The organism is Bradyrhizobium zhengyangense, assembly GCF_022012435.1.
Lineage (GTDB): Bacteria > Pseudomonadota > Alphaproteobacteria > Rhizobiales > Xanthobacteraceae > Bradyrhizobium > Bradyrhizobium zhengyangense.
In genome coordinates, this window is record NZ_JAKLUA010000015.1 from 125954 (window position 1) to 144911 (window position 18958).

Sequence of the window (18958 nt, forward strand, 5' to 3'; positions counted from 1 at the left end):
TCTTGCGGGAGTTCGCTGGACACGCCCACGCTTTCTCTTCCACCAAATGAAGCCGCAGGCAGGTAATACCTCTAAGCCCGAACCCACACCCTTTCAAGCTCGATCGAGCGAGCCGCCGATGCAATCAGCGAGATACCGCGCCGTTCGACTTCGAGAGTCGGCTGCAACCTGCTCCGGCGTACCTACCGCAACAATCTTGCCGCCCTCGTCGCCGGCCCCCGGGCCGATGTCGATGATCCAGTCACTGGCCGCGGCGACAGACATGTCGTGTTCGACGACGACGACGGTGTTTCCAGCCTCAACGAGCCCGCCAAGTTGCTTCATCAGCTTCGCCACGTCCGACGGATGCAGCCCTGTCGTCGGCTCGTCCAGAACATAGATCGTACCCCCTCGCTGGGCCCGCTGTAGTTCGGTGGCAAGCTTGACACGCTGCGCCTCCCCTCCCGACAGCTCCGTGGCAGACTGGCCAAGCCGGATATAGCCCAAGCCGACCTCGCTGAGGACACCCAGCGATCGCCGCAACGACTCGTCGGCGGAGAAGAACTCAAACGCTCCGTCGACGGTCATTCTAAGCACGTCGGCGATCGAATTGCCGCGAATCTTGATCTCCAGCGTCTTGGCGTTGTAGCGAGCGCCCTTGCAGGTCGGGCAAGGCGCATAAACGCTGGGAAGGAAGAGCAACTCGACACAGACGAAGCCCTCACCTTGGCAGGTTTCGCATCGCCCTTTCGCGACGTTGAACGAAAACCTGCCGGCATCGTAGTGCCTGACGCGCGCCTGCTTCGTGGATGCAAAGAGCTTGCGGACGTGGTCCAGCAGGCCTGTGTAGGTTGCAAGGTTCGACCGGGGCGTGCGCCCGATCGGCTTCTGGTCGACAACGACGAGACGCTTGATCTGGTCGAACCCTTCGGTGATCTCCCCACCCAGGGTCTCAATCGGGGCTTCGAGACCGTCATCATCGTCGATGACGTCCACGCGCTGGCCCAGGCCGTCGCTGATCGTGTCCACCAGGAACTGGCTTATGAGACTGGATTTTCCCGATCCTGATATTCCAGTGACGCATGTGAACACGCCAAGGGGAATGTCCACGTCGACGCTATCAAGATTGTTACGGGCCACTCCCCGCAATTTCAACCAATTGGCTGCTGAACGCGTTTTTCTGATGCGCTTCTCGGCCTCACCAAACAAATATAATCGCGTTCGCGACGCCTTCACGTCGGCGAGGCCCAACAGCGGTCCGCTGTACAGGATCTGGCCGCCGTGCTCTCCGGCGCCCGGCCCGACGTCGACAATCCAGTCCGCTCGCCTGACAACGTCAAGCTCGTGTTCGACGACGAACAGCGAATTGCCGGCAGCCTTGAGACGGTCCAACGCGCGCAGCAGCGCCTCGGTATCCGCCGGATGCAGACCAGCCGAAGGCTCGTCCAGTACGTACACGACACCGAACAGATTTGATCGAACCTGCGTCGCCAGGCGCAGCCTCTGCAGTTCGCCCGGGGACAGCGTCGGTGTGCTACGTTCTGACGTCAGATAGCCGAGCCCGAGATCGAGCAATACGTCAAGGCGCGCGAGCATGTCCTCGAGGATCCGCCGGACCACCAAAACCTTTTCGGGATGGTCGCCGGAGGCGGCGCCCCCACTGAGCGCATGCGATCGCAGAAGTTCGTTAAAGCCTTTGAGCGGCAACCGCGAGATGTCAGCAATGTCCATCCCGGCGAAGGTGACCGACAGAGCCTCCGGCTTCAACCGCTTACCCCCGCAGACAGGGCAGTACGAGCTCGAAAGAAACCGCGATACCCGTCGCTTCATCATTGCGCTCTGCGTCGTGGCGAAGGTCTGCAGGACATATTTTCGGGCTCCCGTGAAGGTGCCTTGGTAGCTCGGCTCCTCCTTGCGCTTCAGAGCCCGCTTCGTCTCGGCTGCTGTGTATCCGGCGTAGACCGGCACGGTCGGCTGTTCATCAGTGAACAAGATCCAGTCACGATCCCGCTTCGGAAGCTCGCGCCATGGCCGGTCCACGTCGTAGCCAAGGGTCACCAGGATGTCCCGGAGGTTCTGGCCCTGCCAGGCCGTCGGCCATGCGGCCACGGCCCGTTCCCGGATGGTGAGGGAGTCGTCGGGCACAAGCGTGCGTTCGCTGACCTCATGGACCCGGCCGATGCCATGGCAGGTGGGACAGGCACCCTCGGGCGTGTTCGGCGAGAACGACTCCGCATAAAGCAAGGGCTGCTTGCGCGGATAGTCGCCGGCACGAGAATAGAGCATACGCAGCAGATTGGACAACGTGGTCACGCTGCCGACGGACGACCTCGTGGTCGGCGAGCCGCGCTGCTGCTGCAATGCCACCGCGGGTGGTAACCCCTCTACTGAATCCACCTCGGGCACTGCCATCTGGTGAAAAAGCCGCCGGGCATACGGCGAGACTGACTCGAGGTAGCGACGCTGGGCCTCTGCATACAGCGTCCCGAAAGCCAAGGACGACTTTCCGGATCCGGAGACGCCGGTAAACACCACGAGCGCATTGCGAGGAATCTCGACCGAGACGTCCTTGAGATTATGCTCTCGAGCTCCGCGAACGCGAACAAAGCCGCCATCTGCGATGTCTCGTCCGATTACGGAGCTGACCAGCTTGTTCATGCGACCTCCCTAGGCGCTCGCGAAAGCCGCGGCAGCTCCGACATGGGAAAGTCCCTACGAAACAGCCCGTTCCTTGCCCGTCGGTTGATTCATTTGGCTCTTTGGTCATTCCGGAACGGGTTGCGTGGTCCCGAGCTCTGAAACATCGCCACAGCTACGATAGCTCCAGAGCATTTCCCAATGCGGCCCCAGCCGCCGTATTGTCGAAGATGCACCACGTCTCGGCTCCCCGAAGGCGAGCGCTTTCGAGACGCCGCCCCAGTGAGAAAAGGGCCTGGCGGTCGTAGTCGGAATAGTACATGCGGGGGACCCGTGCCAACGGAAATAGGCCAGACCGCGCCAACCACCTGGCTCTCCGGAGCCCGGCACCCTAGCGGGATCCGCTGCCACCCGCGCGACGCGTCGTTCAATCAATCTGCTTTCGACTTCCTCAGTGAACCAAGTGGCATTCCGCGGCTCGACCGCGACCATGGCATCGCTGCATCCGTTGACCAAGTCGAAGAAGCCGTCGAATGTCTTCGCGTCGAATGCGAGCTTCGGCGGCAGCTGAATGAGCCACGTCCCGAGTTTCGATCCCAAGCCCGCAGTTTCAGCCGCAAAGATTTTCAGGATTTCATCGCAGCCGACCAGGCCCCGATCGTGGGTGATTTCTTCCGGGAGCTTCACAGAGAACTTGAAGTCTTCAGGCACCGAACTCGCCCAGCGCTCGTATGTCCTTGGTTTGTGCCTTCTTCGGAAAGAGGAATTGATCTCGACGGCGTTTAGACGTCGCGCATAGCGTTCGAGATGACTTCCTGGTGCTGGAAGTCCGCCGGCATAGCGTTTGTCGATGCTCCACCCGGCCGTACCGATCCGCAGCGCGGGCCCTGCTTTGGCCCGACCTCGCCGACCACTCGCTAAGGCACTCATGATGAGCGCCGCGACATGATGCCTCTCATCGTCGATAGCCCGAGCAGCCTACGATAGGCGACAAGGTTCTCCATGTCTGGCAGACTATTCCTGAGCTAATCGTACCTGTCGAAGATGCCCCGTCCCTGAGACGCGTGCTCGGCAAGCCTTTCCCACTCCTCAGCGAGCCGAAGCCAGGCGTTCTTGTCCGCTTCGCTTCCGGCCCGTGCCGCCAGGTGGCGACATTCCTCCGCCTTGCTTGTGAATCGGTCGGCATTCGATGATGACACCACGTTTCCCTCCGTCCGATAATGGAGAGCGGCACGTGTCGTTCCTGATGACAGCCCACGTGCCTGGATCGTTGCTCGGAGCTCGCGCCCAAGAATACCGTCCCGGAGTGCCAGGTCTGACTTAGGAACAACCGTTTTGCCGTATGCTTGGTTAGGGACATATGGCCAATCGGCTCAACATCTGGGCCCGGAGTTCTAAAATGCTTTTCTGGTATCCCGCCCTGACGCTGATGATGGACGCCATGCAGGTCATCGACATGCGCCTGAAGCTTATCGCGGCCGGGAAAGGCACATCTGAAGAGATGTTCCTGATGGTGAACGAAAAGGTCAACGCGATGGCGGAAGCCCGCAACATTCTCATTCAAGGCGGGCATTCGGGTCACGTGATTGACAACTATCGCAAGATCGTGGCGGCCAATGTCGTGCGGCTATCTGCCTAGGCTAGGCACGTTAAGCGATCGGCGTCGCGGAGCGCTCAAAATTCCTCAACAACGATGACAGCCGACGCTCGCGGCAGCGGGCCAGTCCAGTCTCTTGCCTCGACCGCCGCACGTTCCGTCAACGTCCGAGAGCCGCAATCGACAGTTCTTATTCGCGGTCGATTGCTCGCACCCCCTCCTCTTGCGAGGGCCGGGCAACAGGCAGTGGAAGCGACCGTAAGGAAACCAAGCGCCGGGGATAACGCAAGTCGGCCAGGAACCGGTGGGTCCCAAGACGCTTGCTTTGTTAGACGTAGGAGGACGGCATGGACGCCAGCGAAACCGCAGCGATGACGAAAGCGTCCGCGCTGACGGCCTTCGTGTTGGGACTGTGGTTCGCCCGTCGGCGTTGAGATGACGTTGCGATCGGTGGGTTAAGGTTCCCTTTTTCTCGGGAGCACGCACGGGGCCGCTTCGACTCGGAGAGGATTGCAGCGCCACCGTCCAAGCCCCAGACTCTGTGCCGGCCTTTTGCCGCGCGCGCGTTTCCGAGTCCGCCCCCCTGAGGAAAACCGGATCTCGGGATTCAGGAATTTCCCCAGCGAGGCACGAATGGGAGGTTCCGGGGCTGCGAACCGTGCAATCAGCGACCATCGGCTGCCCGAGCGGAACGACGATCCCCCATGCGACTTGATTCTCCGAACGTCGCCAAATCGGAGAACGATCATGAGAACAATCTTGGTCATCATCTGCCTGTCCGTGCTCGCGCTGGCTTCACCGGCGGAAGCCAAAGGATGTATCAAGGGCGCCATCGTTGGCGGCGTCGCTGGCCACATGGCGGGCCATGGCAAACTTGGCGCTGCGGCGGGATGCGCGGTCGGACATCACGAAGCCAATAAGCAAAACCCGAATAATTCGAACGCCCAGGCTCCATCGGGGCAGAAGTAGCGCGGGGCACCTCTGGGCCGCGCCATGAAGATCAGATCGCACTCCGAGAGCCACCTCGTCGAGCTTGAGGATGGCTCGCGCTGGCGAATTTCCCCGGCGATCTCGATCTGGCGCTGAACTCGAAGCCCGAGACGGAAATCGTCGTCATGCCGGCCGACGATGATCTGAGTTCTCAGCTGGTCGGCGGAGACGCAAAGGTCCGCGTGATCGCGGGGGCGAAAGCTGGCCGGTGCGTGAGGTCAAGTCGGCGTTGAAGGAAGGGTAGGACCGGGCTCCGCCAATTCAGCGGAACGAGATCCGGAGCGATCGAGACGCGAGGCCGTCGTCGGATCCGAATGCGGAATCCGCCGCGCGTCGAGCCGTCGACGATGCCAAGCGCGCGCTGGGCGACCGTGGACCTTATGTTGGAACGACGGCGCTCCAGACCTCAACCGGCGCATGGGTGAAGAACACACGCTACGCCGAGTGGTACGTGTCGCTCGATAGTTTTAGTCATGGAGGACCTCGAATTGCCTAAAGCAGCCATTTTCGATCTTGACGGCACGCTTCTGGACTCGGTCGATCTCCACGCGCTCGCTTGGCAAGAAGCGATGGTCAAGTTCGGTCACGACGTCACCTTCGAGCAAGTGCGCAGCCAGATCGGGAAAGGCGGCGATAAGCTGATTCCCGTTTTTCTGTCCGAGCGGCAGCAGAATGAACACGGCAGAGATCTGGAGGAGTGGCGCGGCAATTGGTTCAAGTCGACTTATCTGCCCCTTGTCCGTCCCTTCTCGGCTGTTCCGAAACTCCTGCAGCGCGTCCGCGAGACCGGTCTCCGCATCGCCGTGGCTTCCTCGGCGAAGAAGGATGAACTGAAGAAGTACCTCGACATCGCGGCCATCTCAGGTTTGGTAGACGTCGCGACGTCCTCAGAAGACGTCGACGAATCCAAACCAGCCCCGGACATCTTTGAGGTCGTGCTAAAGAAGCTAGACATCGAAGGAGCCGAAGCGGTCGCGATTGGCGACACGCCGTACGATGCCATCGCGGCCCGCAAGGCCGGAATCCCGACGATCGGCGTCCTCTGCGGCGGATTTACCGAACATTCGCCGCGGGAGGCCGGGTGCGTCGAAGTGTACCCAGGACCGAGCACCCTCTACGCACGCTTCGACGACACGGCGCTCGCAAAGTAGAACGGTGGACGACGCTCGACGGCTATTCCTGAGGCGGTTGTCCATTGGAGGCGGATACGCCCCCGTCGACCGCGACGTTGGCACTGGTCATGAAGCTCGCGTCGTCGCTTGCCAGGAACACGATGACCGCGGCGACTTCCTGCGGTTCGCAGACGCCACCCAACGAGATCCGCTCGGCGAACTTTGCCAGCAGCTTCTTGCCGTCCATCATATCTTCCGTCATGCCGGTTCCCGTCAGGCTGGGACAGACCGCGTTCACGCGGATGCCCTTCTTGCCGAGGTCCAGGGCGAGGGCACGCGTCAGATTGACCACGACGCCCTTCGCCGCGTTGTATGGGCTCATGCCCAATCGCCGCCGATCCCAGAGACCGACGCCGTGTTGACGAGCGCGCCCCTGGTCTTTTCGAGGTGCGCAGCGACGCGCGGCAGCCATAAAACACGCCATCGATGTCGGTCGACATGACCTTCCGCCATTTCTCGTCAGTGATTGAAGCGGGATCTTCACGGACGCCGGCGTTGTTCACGATGACGTCTAGCCGTCCGAAGGGGCGGACGACGGCCGCGACCATTCCATCGACGGCACGCGAATCCGACACGTCGGCCGTCTGAACCGTGACCTGGTCGGCAGGCAGGCTCTGGCCACCTTTTCGAGTGAGGCTTCCTCGCGGTCGACCAGCGCCTTTCGCGCCCTCCGTAACGAAGCGGCGCGCTGTCGCCTCTCCGATGCCGGAAGCCCCTTCAGTGACTGCAACGACCTTGCCGTGGAACCTGTCGGCCATGCGAAACTCTCCTGCTGCTTTCAATTCTACCGTCGCCGCGACGGTCGGGTCATAATTCCCGCCCGATCCAGCTTTTCAGGAACGATGCTCGAGACGATCGATTGTTGGAGGAAACCCCGAAATGAAGGATTGGACCCATGGATCTGACCGGCAAAAAGATCGCCATTCTCGCCACGAACGGTTTCGAGCAGGCCGAGTTGGAAGTGCCGCAAGAGCGCCTGAAGCAAGCTGGCGCGACGGTCGATGTGGTGTCGCTCGCCGCCGGCGAGATCAAGGGCTGGGACCAGAAGGATTGGGGTCGGCCCGTGAAGGTCGACAAGACGCTCGACGAGGCGTCGGCCGCCGACTACGACGCGATCGTATTGCCTGGCGGGCAGATCAATCCGGATCTCCTGCGCGTCGAGCCCAAGGCGCTGAAGTTCATCAAGGATATCTTCGATGCCAAGAAGGTCGTGGCGGCCGTCTGCCACGCCCCATGGCTTCTCATTGAGACCGGAATCGCAAGAGGTCGCAAGATGACGTCCTTTAGGTCGATTAAGACAGACGTCGCGAATGCCGGTGCGAAGTGGGAAGATGCAGAGGTCGTCGTTGACCAGGGCATCATCACCTCGCGCAACCCGGGCGATCTCGAGGCCTTCTGCGCCAAGATCGTGGAAGAGGTCAAGGAAGGTCGGCACACCCAGCGCAGCGGGGCATGAGACGAGCGCCCAACTATCGGACGAGGCGGGCTCGGAAGCACGCGTCGCAATCCTCGAATCCGGCGAGGCAGCATTCACGACACTCGCGAAATTCGCCCACGACGCTAGAATCCCGGCGGCATCGCTTACGGCCATCGGCGCCTTGAAGGGGCTGCGCTCGGAAGCTTAATCCAGCAAGTAGCACGTCCTTGGGATGCACCCACCCTACCGCCGACGGAAAATCTGGCCACGCTCCGCCGCGAGCGCGAGTTCCGCCTATTCGCGGGCAAGCTTTGCCCAGCCCTCGCGATCGACAGCGTTGAGGCTTCGAGATGCCTCTTCGCGGCAGGCCGCCGCCTCTTTGTAGAATTGCTGAGCGGACGATGTCATCTGCGCATAATGTGAGAAATCACCAAGTAGGTCGATCTTCATAGGTGCCTCGCGCGATTTAGCGCCCGAGTGGGGCTGAATGTCGCGATCAGAAAGCGAACCACGCCAATACCGCAATGATGGGGACGATCGCGATGCCGAAAATAATCAACGGCGAAGGTTCATTGCCTGTACGGTCACTCATCGTAGGCTCCTTAAAAGACAAGCCCCGCAGCGGCGGCGCCACGGGGCTCTCAGTACCGACATCTCAGGGGGCGGAGATGCCAGCACCTCAAGGAACCAACGGCTGGGTGCCAGCCTCGTTCCTATCGGGGGTCAGTGCGGCTTTTGCGGCTGATCGCTCTGCGGCCTTACTGCCATATTGCTGTCCGGCATTCTGTCTCGCCCCTGATCGCCGTTGTCATCCTTCCCGCCGGACGTGGACGTGCCGCTACCGCTGCGCGAGCCTGGTGACATGCCAGTCGTGCTGCGCGGATCCGCGTTCGGCGCTGTCGAGCTGGCCGCGGGATCACCGGTCACCGCTCCTCGTCCGCTCGGAGCGCCGCCTGATTGCGCCGAGGCACCGGCAGTCGAAAGGACGATCAGGCCTGCTGTTATCAACGGGACTATTTTCACGGCGAACCTCCAGAGTTGTTGCGCTCAACCGGCGCCTGTGTCGTCCGTTCCTATCGTCGCGCCTTCTTCTTTTCGCGGCCTTCTTCTCGACCCGCACGCCCTTGTATTTTTTTGGCAGCCTTCTTGCCCTTCGCGGGCTTCTTGACGCCTATGAACTCGCCGGAAGCCTTGTTGCGCTTGCTCGCGCTGCTCCTCGATGCCCTCGCGGGCCAACTCTCGAAAGTCGTTCAGCCCCTCGGGCTCCTTTTGAGCAGGAGGCTTTTTTAGGTAGATCCTTTTCTCTTATGTCTGCCCCTTTCGGAGCGCCTGCTCATTCATCAGCGAGACGATTGAGGTGCTCCCATAGACGATTGAATACTTCACGTTTTGCTTCATCCATAGCCGAGTCGCGGATCAGCGCCGCCTCGGCAGCATCCTTGCGAAGCTTTTCAATGGAGGCTTGATAATCCTTCACGTTATTTCGGCGGCTGCAAGCCAGGCGAATTGATCCAGATCGCAGCGCGGGCCGTGGTGTCAGCCTGTCCCGCCTTGCGAAGCAGCTCGTCTTTCTCTGCGCCAGGCGGGAGAGACGACGCCTTTTCTCGCGCATCCTTGGCGAACGACGCGAGCCGATCTTTGAGCGATCTTGTTTGCTTGAAACGACGCCGACTTGCCATGGCGCGCTCCTATCCTTCGAGGAAGGCGGGAGCGCTACCGGCGTTCTCATCACAGATAAAAGCCACGGACCGGGCTGTGATAGAACACAGACTACCATAGTCCAGAAACGGTTTCGCTATCGAAGATTAAATTCGCAGGGCGAGAGAATCGGCTCAAATTACTCAAAATGTGCACTTCACGACGTTTTCGATCCGAGCATTCCATCGCAGCCATCCTGATACGGCTGCGATGTCCGCAGTCAAAATGCGAAGAACTCCACCGGAGCATGGAGCGTCTTGATGTCATTGGTGATCCCATGCGTTCCTCTTGATTGGATCCTCCTGCGAGAGCTCTCGTTCGAGCCGCTCGCGGAGGGACCGCCAGAATTCCGGTGCGAGCTTCGCGGCCATGACCTCGACGACCGCGATATCGTCGCGCTCGGTCGTATCGCCGCTGCGCCACAGGCCCTTTGCAGGGGCCCGGATGTAGCTGGTAGCCCCGCCGAACTCGTCGGTCAGCTTCTGCAGGAATTTGTCGAACCATTCCTTGGAAACCGGCTCGCCCTTGCCGGTCTCCTTCGGCACGAGGATCTGCACGACGTAGGAACGGTTCATCAGAGGGACCTAGCCCCGGCCGTCGGCCGGCCAGTTGGCGAGAAGCGTTTCGGTCGTGACGCACTCCACCTGCTGGCCGAACCGGTTCATGTAGATCTTCATCATGGAATCATGCGTCTCGTCTGCCGAGCTGCAAAGCGCATCGGCGACGAGGATCACGCGGAAGCCCCAGTCGACCGCGCCCAATACGGTTGCGAGGACGCAAACATCGGTTTCGCCGCCTGTGACGATGACGGTTTCGACGCCGGCTTCGCGAAGTTGCGCATGCAGGCCGCTCCCTGTCCAAGGCGAGTAGACGTACTTGTCGAAAGTGCGCGCCGGCGGGACGAAGCGGGCGAGCTCCTGCACCAGATCGACCATTTCCGGCCCGAGCCGGTCGATAGTCATCGAACTCCAGCGTTCGTAGTAGCGCCGCCACGTGCCGGCGCCCTGGCCTGGGCTTTGCGCCGGGATGAAGCGCGTGAAGATTGTCCGCTCGGGATGGGCGGAGGTGATCGCGACGACGTTCGGCAGGACGCGCGGCAGCCACGGCATCGTCCAATCCGTACCTCCCGCGAACATCCGCTGCATGTCGACGCAGAGATGGACTGCGTTCCGGGGAGCGCCGTAGTGGAGTTCGTCACCCTTCGTCATGGACCTGTCCTCAAAAGCCAGCTCCAACGGAGGTGTAGCGGCTTGGTTCCTCCGGCTTGCCACGGGGCTATAGCGAAGGAAGCGTTTTTGATATCCATCAGGCAGGATGACTCTGCCACTGGTCCGCCCGCTCGCACCACGTCCATGACGCCGCATCTGAATGCAGGGTCCGTTTTTATCGGCACACGACCTGCCTTTTTAGGCCGGTCCTGAAGCGATCGATGAGCACGCAGGGCGTCCGCAGGCCCGTCAGCTCGACGATCGCGTACAATGCGTGTGCCGAGCGGCATCTTTTCAAGGTCCGGGTGGCATCGCCGTCGACGCCGTTCCCCTTTCATCAGCGTAATATGGTCTGCACCGGCTTGCTGAAGCCGCGTCCGCCCCCTTCATGGTCAATTGGACGAGCAGCACCTCGGGCACCGTGATTCCCGCGTCTCGGATCCAGTCGTAGGCACGTTCTGGATGTTCCATGAGGATGGGCTGGGCCAGATCGAGGCAGACCCCGCAGGGGCTGAAATTCCGCGGAGTCGTCGCGCCGTCGAAGGTCGCCAGTTCGCCCGCGAGCGCGTACCAGCGGAACTGGCCGACTTCCGGCTCGAAGATGCTGATGCCGGCGGAGTGAGCCCCGCAGATTTCCATGCCGAGTTTGACCAGCCGGGGCAGCACCTCATCCGGATGGTCGGACATCACCTCAGCAAGGTTCTGAATGGCAAGTTTTTCGCGCAGGAAGTCAGGCGCGGCAGTCTGGCGGTCGGCGAGCTGCTCCGTGATGAAGACGGCGGCGATCGGATCGGGAAGCCGGACCTGCGATCGCATGACACACCCCCGGATTTGTCGATAGCACATCGTGACACTATCAGGCCGCCCTTACCAGCAAGTCCGCAAGCAGATCTCGCCGCTCCCGGCTAAGGAACGTCGGGGGTTCCAGCCCGTTATCAGGCGCCGTTCGGAACCTACCCTACCCGGAGCGACGCGGACACTAGCAGCCTTCGATCCTCCCTCCTTGGCCGAGCGCCCGGGCGGGCGAGCACTTTGATGACTTAGTTCTGCGCATGAGAGACTGTCCCAGAATGTTTGGAGAACCATTCGAATGGATGCGGCGATCGAACCGAAGGTTCAGAGGCGAAAGACGTTCCGCGTCCGCAACTTTCTCTCGACGCTGGGACCAGGCCTCATCACCGGCGCGTCCGACGATGATCCGTCCGGGATAGGCACCTACAGCCAGGCCGGCGCGCAGCTTGGGTTCGGCATCGGTTGGACCATGCTGCTCTCTTACCCCCTCATGGCTGCGATCCAGGAGATCTCCGGACGGATAGGGCGAGTGACCGGCCACGGCATCGCGGGGAATGTATGCCGGAACTTCGGCGCAGCTTGGGTCTGGAGTCTGGTGGGACTGCTTTTCGTCGCCAATACGATCAACATCGCCGCCGATCTCGGCGCGATGGCGGACGCGCTGAAGCTTTTGATCGGAGGTCCCGGCATCGCCTACGTGGTGCTGTTCGGCACTCTGTCGGTCCTCGCCCAAATCTTCTTCAATTACGACCGGTACGTGTCCGTGCTGAAGTGGTTGACGCTTAGCTTGTTCGCGTACGTGATCGCTCTCGCCGTCGTAAAGGTGCCTTGGGAGGAGGCGCTGAAGGGCGTCCTAATCCCCCGCGTAAGCTGGGACGCTGCGTTTTTGACGACGCTCGTCGCCATTCTCGGCACGACGATATCGCCTTATCTCTTCGTCTGGCAGTCGTCGCAAGAAGCCGAGGAGCAGCGAATCGACGCCGACAAGAAGCCTTTAAAGAAGGATTCGTCTGACGCACCGGAAGAATTCCGGCGTATCCGGCTGGACACGATGATCGGCATGGCCTTCTCAAACCTCATCGCGCTTTCCATCATCGTGACGACCGCGGCGACGCTTCACGCCCAAGGCAAGACCGACATCGAAAGTTCGGCGCAAGCGGCGGAAGCCTTGAAGCCGATCGCAGGTCCTTTCGCCGAGCTCATCTTCGCGCTCGGCATCGTCGGGACCGGACTGTTGGCGATCCCTGTCCTGGCCGGCTCAACCGCATACGCCATTGGCGAAGGGCGTCGCTGGAAGGTCGGTCTGTCCCGTAAGCCGAAGGAGGCCATCGCGTTCTACTCCGTGCTGGCACTTTCGGGGTTCTGCGGTATCGGGCTCAACTTCACCCCGATTGATCCGATCAAAGCCCTCTATTGGAGCGCTGTGGTCAACGGAGTGCTGGCCGCGCCTGTGATGGTCCTTCTGATGGTGCTCGTCCGGCGACCGAAGGTCATGGGCAAGCTTGTCGTCACCGGGCCCTTGTACTGGTTGGGCTGGGCGGCGACCGCCGCGATGGCTCTCTGCATCGTTGGCATGGTCGCCACGATGTTCATGGGCTCGTCGTCTTAGAACTTGAGTGTGGTCCTGAGGCCGAACACCGAAGCGTTCTTGAGAATCTTCCCCGCCAGCGGGCCGACGGGTAATGTTGCTCCACCGCCGGGGTGGACGATGTATTGAAAGTTCGGCTGTACCGTCCAGCCATCCCTGATCTGATACTGATAGACGGCCGTCAGCAATCCTTCGAAGCTTCGGATCGGCCAGCTTGGATTGACCAACGTCCGGTAGTCGGCGTCGAGCGCCTGCGCCCGTTTTGAGACATGCGCACAACCCGCGGCGATCCCGAATTTGTCGTAGGGCCGGTCGTCGCGAAGGCCGATGAACTCGAGGCCGGCATCGGCGTAGAGATCGATCAGGTTGCGATCGGCGGGCGCGCCAGCGGCCCTTGCGAAGAGACCGATCCCACGATCGTCGCTGTGAGGCACCCGGTAGATCTGTTGCTCGAACACTGCCCAGCCACCGATATCTCCTGCCAGCAATAGAGGCTCCGCGCTAGTGCCGGGAGCGGCGAACGAGACGCCATTAGACGCGAGCTGTTGATCGGCGAAAGAGCCGAAATGGCGCCAGCCGCCCAACTTGACCTGGCCGGTCAGGTTCGGGTCGCCCTTCTTGTTGTTCCAGGCGTACTGGATTTGACCTAGAAGCAACGGCGGATCGTTGACGCGAAAATTCACGCCGTAGCGATTGCGCTGCTGCGGGTCGCCTGAGCCGGGTCCGGCTTGGTCGCCGTCGAAGATCCCGCCCAGAAGCGAAAGTTGGTCAGTCACGTTGACCAGCAGCCTTGCGCCCATAGCCGCCAAAGGTGGCGACGGTCCGCCGCTGGGAAGATCGAGCGAGGTGATCGCGGGCCAACCCATCGAGGCGTTGGTGAACACGTCAGTATATTTGGTGTTGAAGAATTCGCTGTCGGCGGCAAGCTGGCCGACTTTCAACGAGACTTTCTTTGCGCCCCATTGCTTCTCGAAATAGGCTTCGTAAAGTCGCGTCGACGGCAAGGCCTCGATGCCGCTGACGACGAAGAAGTTCTGAAGATTACTGCGCGATAGACCGTCGCCATGGATCTGGAACATGTTGGCGTGAAAAGTGAGCTTGTCGACGCCGACGAGCTTCTGCAGGTCGACATCCACCGCGAGGTTGAGGCGACCTTCGTAGATAGCGCCCTGTTTCAGGCCGCCGGTAGCGTTACCAAACGCCTCGCCTATGTAAGTGGCCGCGAACTTCACGCCGTACTTCTGCAGCGGATTGGGCAGAATGCCGAGCGTCTTTTCCTCCACGGTGCTCTCACCCGTGTCCGGATCGGCCGGCTTGTCGTCGTCGGTCTTCTTGTCCTCCTGGGCCGCGGCGCCAGCTGCCAGGAGCATGACTACCGACATCGAAAGAACGACCTGCCTATAGACTCGGTGAGGTCTCGACACGCGACTTCCTGATCTCGAAGATAGCCTTACGAATTGCCCGATATTGCAAGGTAAGTCCACCGTCGAGCCAATTTCCAAAAGGTCGGTCAGACCAACTGGCCTATCGCAATCGTTAACATTTTTGAATCGCGGCACGCGAAATGTTGGCTATGATGGGGTCTTCCCTTCTGGGGGCATTCATGTTCGATCCGACAACTACTGCGCTATGCGCGCGGTCTTAAACGAAGTTTGCGAGAGCGTTTCGCACCGCGAGATCGGAGCGCGTACCCATGTTGCCTCAAAGATACTGGAGGCTGCTACCAAAGGTGAGGTATCGCTGGAAGAACTCAGGCAGGTAGGCCGTGATGCCCTTTCGCGCGCACCCACGATGTCGCGCTGATCGGTCGAGGCGGGCGTGAATTTCCAGGTCACGGTGCTGAAGATCCTGGTGAGCTATTCGGACGGCTTCGCCCTCATGGAAGACCTCAAGCGCGACATGGCCATCCTGGCGACCAGTGGCCGCGAATGGGCGGATCGAACCAAGCGCCTCGCCGCCCGGGTTCCGGATCTCGACATCTTTTCACAAGGGCTGGTCGAACGCATCAGCGGCGGATGGCAGATCACGGCCAATGGGAGGGCAGTGCTCGAGTTCATGGAGGCTCGCCCCGCCGCGCCCGAACCGATTCAGGCGCCTTTCGTCGAGGAGGCTACGGCTCCGATAGTCACTCCAAACCAGCTTCCTCCCCTGCCTCAGCCTACTGACCGTGCCAAGCGGCGGCGCGAACGCCGCGAACGTCGTCGCGAGGCGCGCGAACGGGCGAGGGCGAACGCCTCCTGAGGTGATATCGAGGTCAAAAAAGAAACCGCCGGCTGGGCGCGGCGGCTTGGTTAGTCCCGGACTGTCGATTGTCTCCCCAGCCCTAAGCGTACCGCCGTTACCTTGTTTCCGGCCATGCCCGCCCGACTACCGAACGCGTTTCGATTCGGAGATGGGGTTGCCGGGTTGTGCACCAGGCTCTTACAAAGTCGATAAGGCGCGAAACGATGTGGACGTGAGCCGAATCCGCGCGGTATCGCCACCCGCAACCGCTCCGCCGGCCCGGAAGCGGTCGATGAGGACGCAGGGCGTCCGGAGGCCGGTCAGTTCTACGATCGCCGTGACGAGTCGATCGCGGTCGCTGTCCTTGGCGGCCTAGAGCACGCGATCGGCCGCCGCCACGAGGGAGCTGCAGTCCATCGCACCTTGGAGGGCATGTTGGTCGCGCCGAGGCTCACCTCGCGAGGGGGAGACTCGCCCCGTTCCTTGTTGTCCGGGAGACTAAGGCCCAGCTTGAGGGCGGCGAGCATGTTGCAGACGGGTCGTCCGCCAATCTCCGCCGCCATGCTTCCCGGACCTGAGGGACATAAGAGAGCGAAGCCGGGAAAGCGGCGATGCCGCCGACGTGGGCGGCGATAGAACCGGACGTGGACGGTTCAGCGGAGTACTCAGGGCCGTTCCTCCGTGCCTTTGCGGAAGGATTCGCCAGACCTGTCTGTCCTGCTTTCGAGCGTTCTTGATCGCGAGAGCGCCGGACGAGCAACTAGGAACGATCCAACCAAAGGCGAGTTCGTCCTCGAAGCAGTGTCCAAAAATAAGCCCAAGAGGATGAACATGACACGATCGGTGGATGAGCTACGACGCGAGTCCGAGCGTAACCGGGCGGAGCTGGCGGCCACGGTCGACCGTCTGAAGCAGGGACTATCCGACACGAAGCAGGATCTGCGTGACATGGTCACGCCTCAGCGAATTAAATCGGAAGTGTCGGACTATGTGAGCGACACGGCTCAAGGCTGGGTCAAAGAGCTCAAACAGAAAATGATGAATAACCCGCTGGGCGCGGTCGCCGCGGGTACCGCGGTGGCTGTGCCGCTGCTGCGATTGGCCCGAGGGGCGCCCCTGCCGCTTCTCATGATTACTGCGGGCCTCGCTCTTACCTCCAAGAGCGTGCGCGACCGGGCTGCTGAAGCGGTGTCGCCCGTGATGGATGGAGCTAGTCGGTTTATCGACGAAACTGCCGAGAGGGTGCAGGAAGCGAAAAGTGGGGCGCAGGCGAAACTCTCCGAGTCCCAAGGGCGGGCCGCTGGTGCGGTCAACGATGCCATGGATGCGGCCAAGACATCAGCCGACGACCTCAAGGCTCGAGCAACGGAGGCCGCAGGGGCGATCGGTGACAACATCACCAGAGGGATGGATGCCATCAAGGATTCGGCGAACGCCGCTCCAGAACAAGCGCGTCAGATCATCGGTGATAATGCCGCGCTGATCGGAGGACTTGGCATCGCCATCGGCGCAATAATCGCGGCGGCCCTGCCGGAAACGAAGTTCGAAGACCGGACGGCCGGCCCCGCCAGCGATAGCCTGAAGCGCGCTGCAGGCGAAGCAGCTGAATCCGGTTTGGAGGCGACCAAGGATGCGACGTTGTCGGCCGCCGATGCCGCGACAAGGAGCGTGAGTGAAGCCGATCTGGGGCGGCACGCGAGCCGTATGACCCGGAATCTGGCCGACAACCTCAAGGAAGCGGCCGCAGAAGTTGTCGACGCGGCGTTCAGCCCCTCCCGAAATTCTAGCACCTGAGAGATACACCATGAGCGATTCAGACGTCATCAAGCCGGCCAACTTCAACAAAGGTAAGAGCAACTCCTCCATCGGTCTGAAGGAACAGATCGGCGATGCAGGGGCCGAGATAAAGCAGCGCGCCGGAGAAGCCCTGCAGGCATCGGCGGACATGGCACGGGACAAGTTCAGCGAAGCCACCGATGCAGCCAAGAACGTCGCCAGCGGCACCGTCGACCAGATCCAAGAACGGGCACGAGAACAGCAGCAGACCAGCGCCGATTTCATCCAGCGCTTGGCCGGAAACTTCCGCCAGGCCGCCGGCGCATTCCAAACTGACGTGCCATTTGCCGCACGCGGTATCAACTCAGCCGCCGATTATGTGGAAGACGCGGCCGCAAAGGTTCGCGACGGCAGCTTTCGCGACCTCGTCGACGGTGCGACCGATTTTGCGAAGCGACAACCCGCGGCTTTTCTTGGCCTGTCTGTCTTGGCTGGGTTCGCCGCTGTACGGTTTCTGAAGGCTTCGGGAGGCAGCTCGACCGCGCAGCGGACGGGCTCGGCGACAGGCGCGGAAGCTGGCTCATCCGGCGGCCGAGCCGCTTATGCGAGCAAGGACTTCGGTGGCCAGACCTCTACGGGATCACCGACCGGACAGCAGCAGAAGCCACCTTCGCAGGACGGCAGCGCATCATGAGCATCGAGCACGACATCGAAACGGGGAAAAGCGATCTTAGCAACATTTCGGGCCTTGTCGGAGATGCGCTGGTTCAGGTCACCAAGCTTTTCCAGAATGAGGTCGACCTGGCGAAGGCCGAACTTGGCGAAAAGGTGCAAAGGCTCGGCAAAGCATTTGGACTTTTGGCCGGGGGCGCCGTCCTTGTCATCCCGGCCATCGTCATGGCGTTGTTCGCCCTGGCATCCGCGTTGATCAACGGGGGGTGGTCGCCAACATTAGCCTACCTGACTTCCGCGATTGTCGCCGCTGCCATATCGGGCGCTTTGTTTGCCATGGGCATCAAGCGGCTGGATGCGCGCAGCCTGGCTCCGCGGGAGACCATAAGGCAGCTTGAAAAGGACAAAGACACCGTGAAGGGAATGATGCGATGAGCGGCCCGCAAACCGGCTTTTTTGATAGTTTCCTTGCTGCAGCCCGAGAGAACCCGCTTTCCGCCGCGCTGATCGGCGGCGGAGCACTTTGGCTGATGCTCGGGGACGCGAAGTTGAAGGGGGCTGCGCGATCCGCGGCCACCGTCGCATCAGACGTCGTCGGCGCCGGTGCGACCAATCTGCGGGCTGCAGCCTCGGGCTTGCAGCGGACCGCAGCGCCTCCGACCGCCCCGGACATGGATCATGAAGGGAGCGGTTCGCGCGGGACGGTAGATACAGCCGCCGATACTGCGGTCGGCTCGATGTCTGATGCAACGGACAGCGTCCGCGACCGCTTCGACGAAGGCGTGGCTTACGCTCGCGAACAGTTCGCCCAGATGGGAAGTCCTCTACCGACAGCAGACACCTTGGCGAAAGCTCAGTCTTCAATCGGCGACGTCATGGAGAAACAGCCCCTGGTAATCGGCGCCGTTGGCTTGGCGATAGGCGCAGCACTTGCGAGCGCATTTCGAACGTCTCAGATAGAAGACAACTACATCGGCGAGGTCAGCGACGAAGTGAAGGATGATCTGAGCAGGCGCGGATCCGCCGTGTCTCAGGCGCTGCGCGAAGCTGCCGATACGCTCGTGGCCGAAGCGAGCGACATGGGAGCCGAGGCAGTCGATCGGATGAGGCAAGCGGGGACTGATGCCACCCAGGCCGCGAAGGAAAAGACCAAACAGTTGTGAGAGTTGCCGGCCCATGCTTCCGACCTCTCGCGCAACCACGATCCCC

The 18958-nt window shown here is 61.4% G+C and carries 19 protein-coding genes and 2 pseudogenes; 11 read left to right on the plus strand and 10 right to left on the minus strand.

Annotated features, from left to right (window positions below):
- Positions 1-93: 93 nt before the first annotated feature.
- Together uvrA and L6637_RS32595 are read right to left on the minus strand one after the other, a co-directional pair.
- The gene (uvrA, locus tag L6637_RS32590) at positions 94-2637 is read right to left on the minus strand and encodes an excinuclease ABC subunit UvrA (RefSeq protein ID WP_237873112.1); all 2544 of its coding nucleotides are present in this window, start codon (positions 2635-2637) and stop codon (positions 94-96) included.
- A gap of 105 nt (positions 2638-2742) precedes the next feature.
- Positions 2743-3546 (minus strand): DUF72 domain-containing protein, encoded by an 804-nt coding sequence (locus L6637_RS32595; RefSeq protein ID WP_377803194.1) that lies wholly within the window; start codon positions 3544-3546, stop codon positions 2743-2745.
- 469 nt (positions 3547-4015) lie between these two features.
- Here L6637_RS32595 and L6637_RS32600 point away from each other — a divergent pair, with 469 nt between their 5' ends.
- From L6637_RS32600 to L6637_RS32610, 3 genes are all read left to right on the plus strand, one after another.
- Positions 4016-4255: a hypothetical protein gene (locus L6637_RS32600; RefSeq protein WP_164935701.1), complete on the plus strand. Its 240-nt coding sequence runs from the start codon at positions 4016-4018 to the stop codon at positions 4253-4255.
- A gap of 705 nt (positions 4256-4960) precedes the next feature.
- Positions 4961-5182, plus strand: a complete 222-nt coding sequence (locus L6637_RS32605) for a hypothetical protein (RefSeq protein WP_237873113.1) — start codon at positions 4961-4963, stop codon at positions 5180-5182.
- A gap of 494 nt (positions 5183-5676) precedes the next feature.
- The gene (locus L6637_RS32610) at positions 5677-6354 is read left to right on the plus strand and encodes an HAD family hydrolase (protein ID WP_237873115.1); all 678 of its coding nucleotides are present in this window, start codon (positions 5677-5679) and stop codon (positions 6352-6354) included.
- Positions 6355-6376: 22 nt separating this feature from the next.
- Here L6637_RS32610 and L6637_RS42460 read toward each other — a convergent pair whose 3' ends face one another.
- Both L6637_RS42460 and L6637_RS42465 read right to left on the minus strand, forming a co-directional pair.
- Entirely contained in the window at positions 6377-6697 is a 321-nt protein-coding gene (locus L6637_RS42460; protein WP_276575785.1) for an SDR family oxidoreductase, read from the minus strand.
- Positions 6698-6806: 109 nt separating this feature from the next.
- Positions 6807-7133, minus strand: a pseudogene (locus L6637_RS42465) (SDR family NAD(P)-dependent oxidoreductase); the annotation flags it as partial.
- 137 nt (positions 7134-7270) lie between these two features.
- Here L6637_RS42465 and L6637_RS32620 point away from each other — a divergent pair.
- Positions 7271-7831: a type 1 glutamine amidotransferase domain-containing protein gene (locus L6637_RS32620; protein ID WP_028150865.1), complete on the plus strand. Its 561-nt coding sequence runs from the start codon at positions 7271-7273 to the stop codon at positions 7829-7831.
- Between the two features lie 255 nt (positions 7832-8086).
- On the opposite strand, the gene L6637_RS32625 is transcribed toward L6637_RS32620, so the two are convergent.
- From L6637_RS32625 to L6637_RS32650, 5 genes are all read right to left on the minus strand, one after another.
- Positions 8087-8242, minus strand: a complete 156-nt coding sequence (locus L6637_RS32625) for a hypothetical protein (protein WP_237873116.1) — start codon at positions 8240-8242, stop codon at positions 8087-8089.
- Positions 8243-9125: 883 nt separating this feature from the next.
- Complete coding sequence (locus L6637_RS32630) at positions 9126-9269, minus strand: hypothetical protein (protein WP_237864895.1); 144 nt, start codon at positions 9267-9269, stop codon at positions 9126-9128.
- Positions 9270-9753: 484 nt separating this feature from the next.
- Positions 9754-10065, minus strand: coding sequence for a hypothetical protein (locus tag L6637_RS32640; RefSeq protein WP_237873117.1), 312 nt, complete (start codon positions 10063-10065; stop codon positions 9754-9756).
- A gap of 9 nt (positions 10066-10074) precedes the next feature.
- Positions 10075-10698 (minus strand): cysteine hydrolase family protein, encoded by a 624-nt coding sequence (locus tag L6637_RS32645; protein WP_237873118.1) that lies wholly within the window; start codon positions 10696-10698, stop codon positions 10075-10077.
- A gap of 294 nt (positions 10699-10992) precedes the next feature.
- Complete coding sequence (locus tag L6637_RS32650; protein WP_237873119.1) at positions 10993-11514, minus strand: hypothetical protein; 522 nt, start codon at positions 11512-11514, stop codon at positions 10993-10995.
- 274 nt (positions 11515-11788) lie between these two features.
- Here L6637_RS32650 and L6637_RS32655 point away from each other — a divergent pair, with 274 nt between their 5' ends.
- Positions 11789-13099: an NRAMP family divalent metal transporter gene (locus L6637_RS32655; RefSeq protein WP_028150869.1), complete on the plus strand. Its 1311-nt coding sequence runs from the start codon at positions 11789-11791 to the stop codon at positions 13097-13099.
- Here L6637_RS32655 and L6637_RS32660 read toward each other — a convergent pair.
- Positions 13096-14460, minus strand: coding sequence for a carbohydrate porin (locus L6637_RS32660; RefSeq protein ID WP_237873172.1), 1365 nt, complete (start codon positions 14458-14460; stop codon positions 13096-13098). The genes L6637_RS32655 and L6637_RS32660 overlap by 4 nt on opposite strands.
- Before the next feature lie 221 nt (positions 14461-14681).
- On the opposite strand from L6637_RS32660, the pseudogene L6637_RS32665 reads away from it, so the two are divergent.
- The 6 genes and pseudogenes from L6637_RS32665 to L6637_RS32690 all read left to right on the plus strand — a co-directional run bounded on the left by L6637_RS32665 (position 14682) and on the right by L6637_RS32690 (position 18912).
- Positions 14682-14881: pseudogene (locus L6637_RS32665) on the plus strand (hypothetical protein).
- Positions 14882-14896: 15 nt separating this feature from the next.
- Positions 14897-15319: a hypothetical protein gene (locus tag L6637_RS32670; protein WP_028150871.1), complete on the plus strand. Its 423-nt coding sequence runs from the start codon at positions 14897-14899 to the stop codon at positions 15317-15319.
- A gap of 813 nt (positions 15320-16132) precedes the next feature.
- Positions 16133-17095 (plus strand): DUF3618 domain-containing protein, encoded by a 963-nt coding sequence (locus L6637_RS32675; protein WP_237873120.1) that lies wholly within the window; start codon positions 16133-16135, stop codon positions 17093-17095.
- A gap of 10 nt (positions 17096-17105) precedes the next feature.
- Complete coding sequence (locus L6637_RS32680) at positions 17106-17771, plus strand: hypothetical protein (protein ID WP_011090757.1); 666 nt, start codon at positions 17106-17108, stop codon at positions 17769-17771.
- Positions 17768-18184, plus strand: coding sequence for a phage holin family protein (locus L6637_RS32685; RefSeq protein ID WP_237873121.1), 417 nt, complete (start codon positions 17768-17770; stop codon positions 18182-18184). Before L6637_RS32680 ends, L6637_RS32685 begins: the two co-directional genes overlap by 4 nt.
- Positions 18181-18912: a hypothetical protein gene (locus L6637_RS32690; RefSeq protein ID WP_237873123.1), complete on the plus strand. Its 732-nt coding sequence runs from the start codon at positions 18181-18183 to the stop codon at positions 18910-18912. Before L6637_RS32685 ends, L6637_RS32690 begins: the two co-directional genes overlap by 4 nt.
- Positions 18913-18958: the final 46 nt, after the last annotated feature.

Coding starts and splice junctions, on each gene's coding strand:
- L6637_RS32605 (WP_237873113.1), top strand. CDS start 4,961: ATGAGAACAATCTTGGTCATCATCTGCCTGTCCGTGCTCGCGCTGGCT.
- L6637_RS32690 (WP_237873123.1), top strand. CDS start 18,181: ATGAGCGGCCCGCAAACCGGCTTTTTTGATAGTTTCCTTGCTGCAGCC.
- L6637_RS42460 (WP_276575785.1), bottom strand. CDS start 6,697: ATGAGCCCATACAACGCGGCGAAGGGCGTCGTGGTCAATCTGACGCGT.
- L6637_RS32675 (WP_237873120.1), top strand. CDS start 16,133: ATGACACGATCGGTGGATGAGCTACGACGCGAGTCCGAGCGTAACCGG.
- L6637_RS32600 (WP_164935701.1), top strand. CDS start 4,016: ATGCTTTTCTGGTATCCCGCCCTGACGCTGATGATGGACGCCATGCAG.
- L6637_RS32680 (WP_011090757.1), top strand. CDS start 17,106: ATGAGCGATTCAGACGTCATCAAGCCGGCCAACTTCAACAAAGGTAAG.
- L6637_RS32620 (WP_028150865.1), top strand. CDS start 7,271: ATGGATCTGACCGGCAAAAAGATCGCCATTCTCGCCACGAACGGTTTC.
- L6637_RS32650 (WP_237873119.1), bottom strand. CDS start 11,514: ATGCGATCGCAGGTCCGGCTTCCCGATCCGATCGCCGCCGTCTTCATC.
- L6637_RS32595 (WP_377803194.1), bottom strand. CDS start 3,546: ATGAGTGCCTTAGCGAGTGGTCGGCGAGGTCGGGCCAAAGCAGGGCCC.
- L6637_RS32655 (WP_028150869.1), top strand. CDS start 11,789: ATGGATGCGGCGATCGAACCGAAGGTTCAGAGGCGAAAGACGTTCCGC.
- L6637_RS32640 (WP_237873117.1), bottom strand. CDS start 10,065: ATGAACCGTTCCTACGTCGTGCAGATCCTCGTGCCGAAGGAGACCGGC.
- L6637_RS32610 (WP_237873115.1), top strand. CDS start 5,677: ATGGAGGACCTCGAATTGCCTAAAGCAGCCATTTTCGATCTTGACGGC.
- L6637_RS32685 (WP_237873121.1), top strand. CDS start 17,768: ATGAGCATCGAGCACGACATCGAAACGGGGAAAAGCGATCTTAGCAAC.
- L6637_RS32645 (WP_237873118.1), bottom strand. CDS start 10,698: ATGACGAAGGGTGACGAACTCCACTACGGCGCTCCCCGGAACGCAGTC.
- L6637_RS32625 (WP_237873116.1), bottom strand. CDS start 8,242: ATGAAGATCGACCTACTTGGTGATTTCTCACATTATGCGCAGATGACA.
- uvrA (WP_237873112.1), bottom strand. CDS start 2,637: ATGAACAAGCTGGTCAGCTCCGTAATCGGACGAGACATCGCAGATGGC.
- L6637_RS32660 (WP_237873172.1), bottom strand. CDS start 14,460: ATGTCGGTAGTCATGCTCCTGGCAGCTGGCGCCGCGGCCCAGGAGGAC.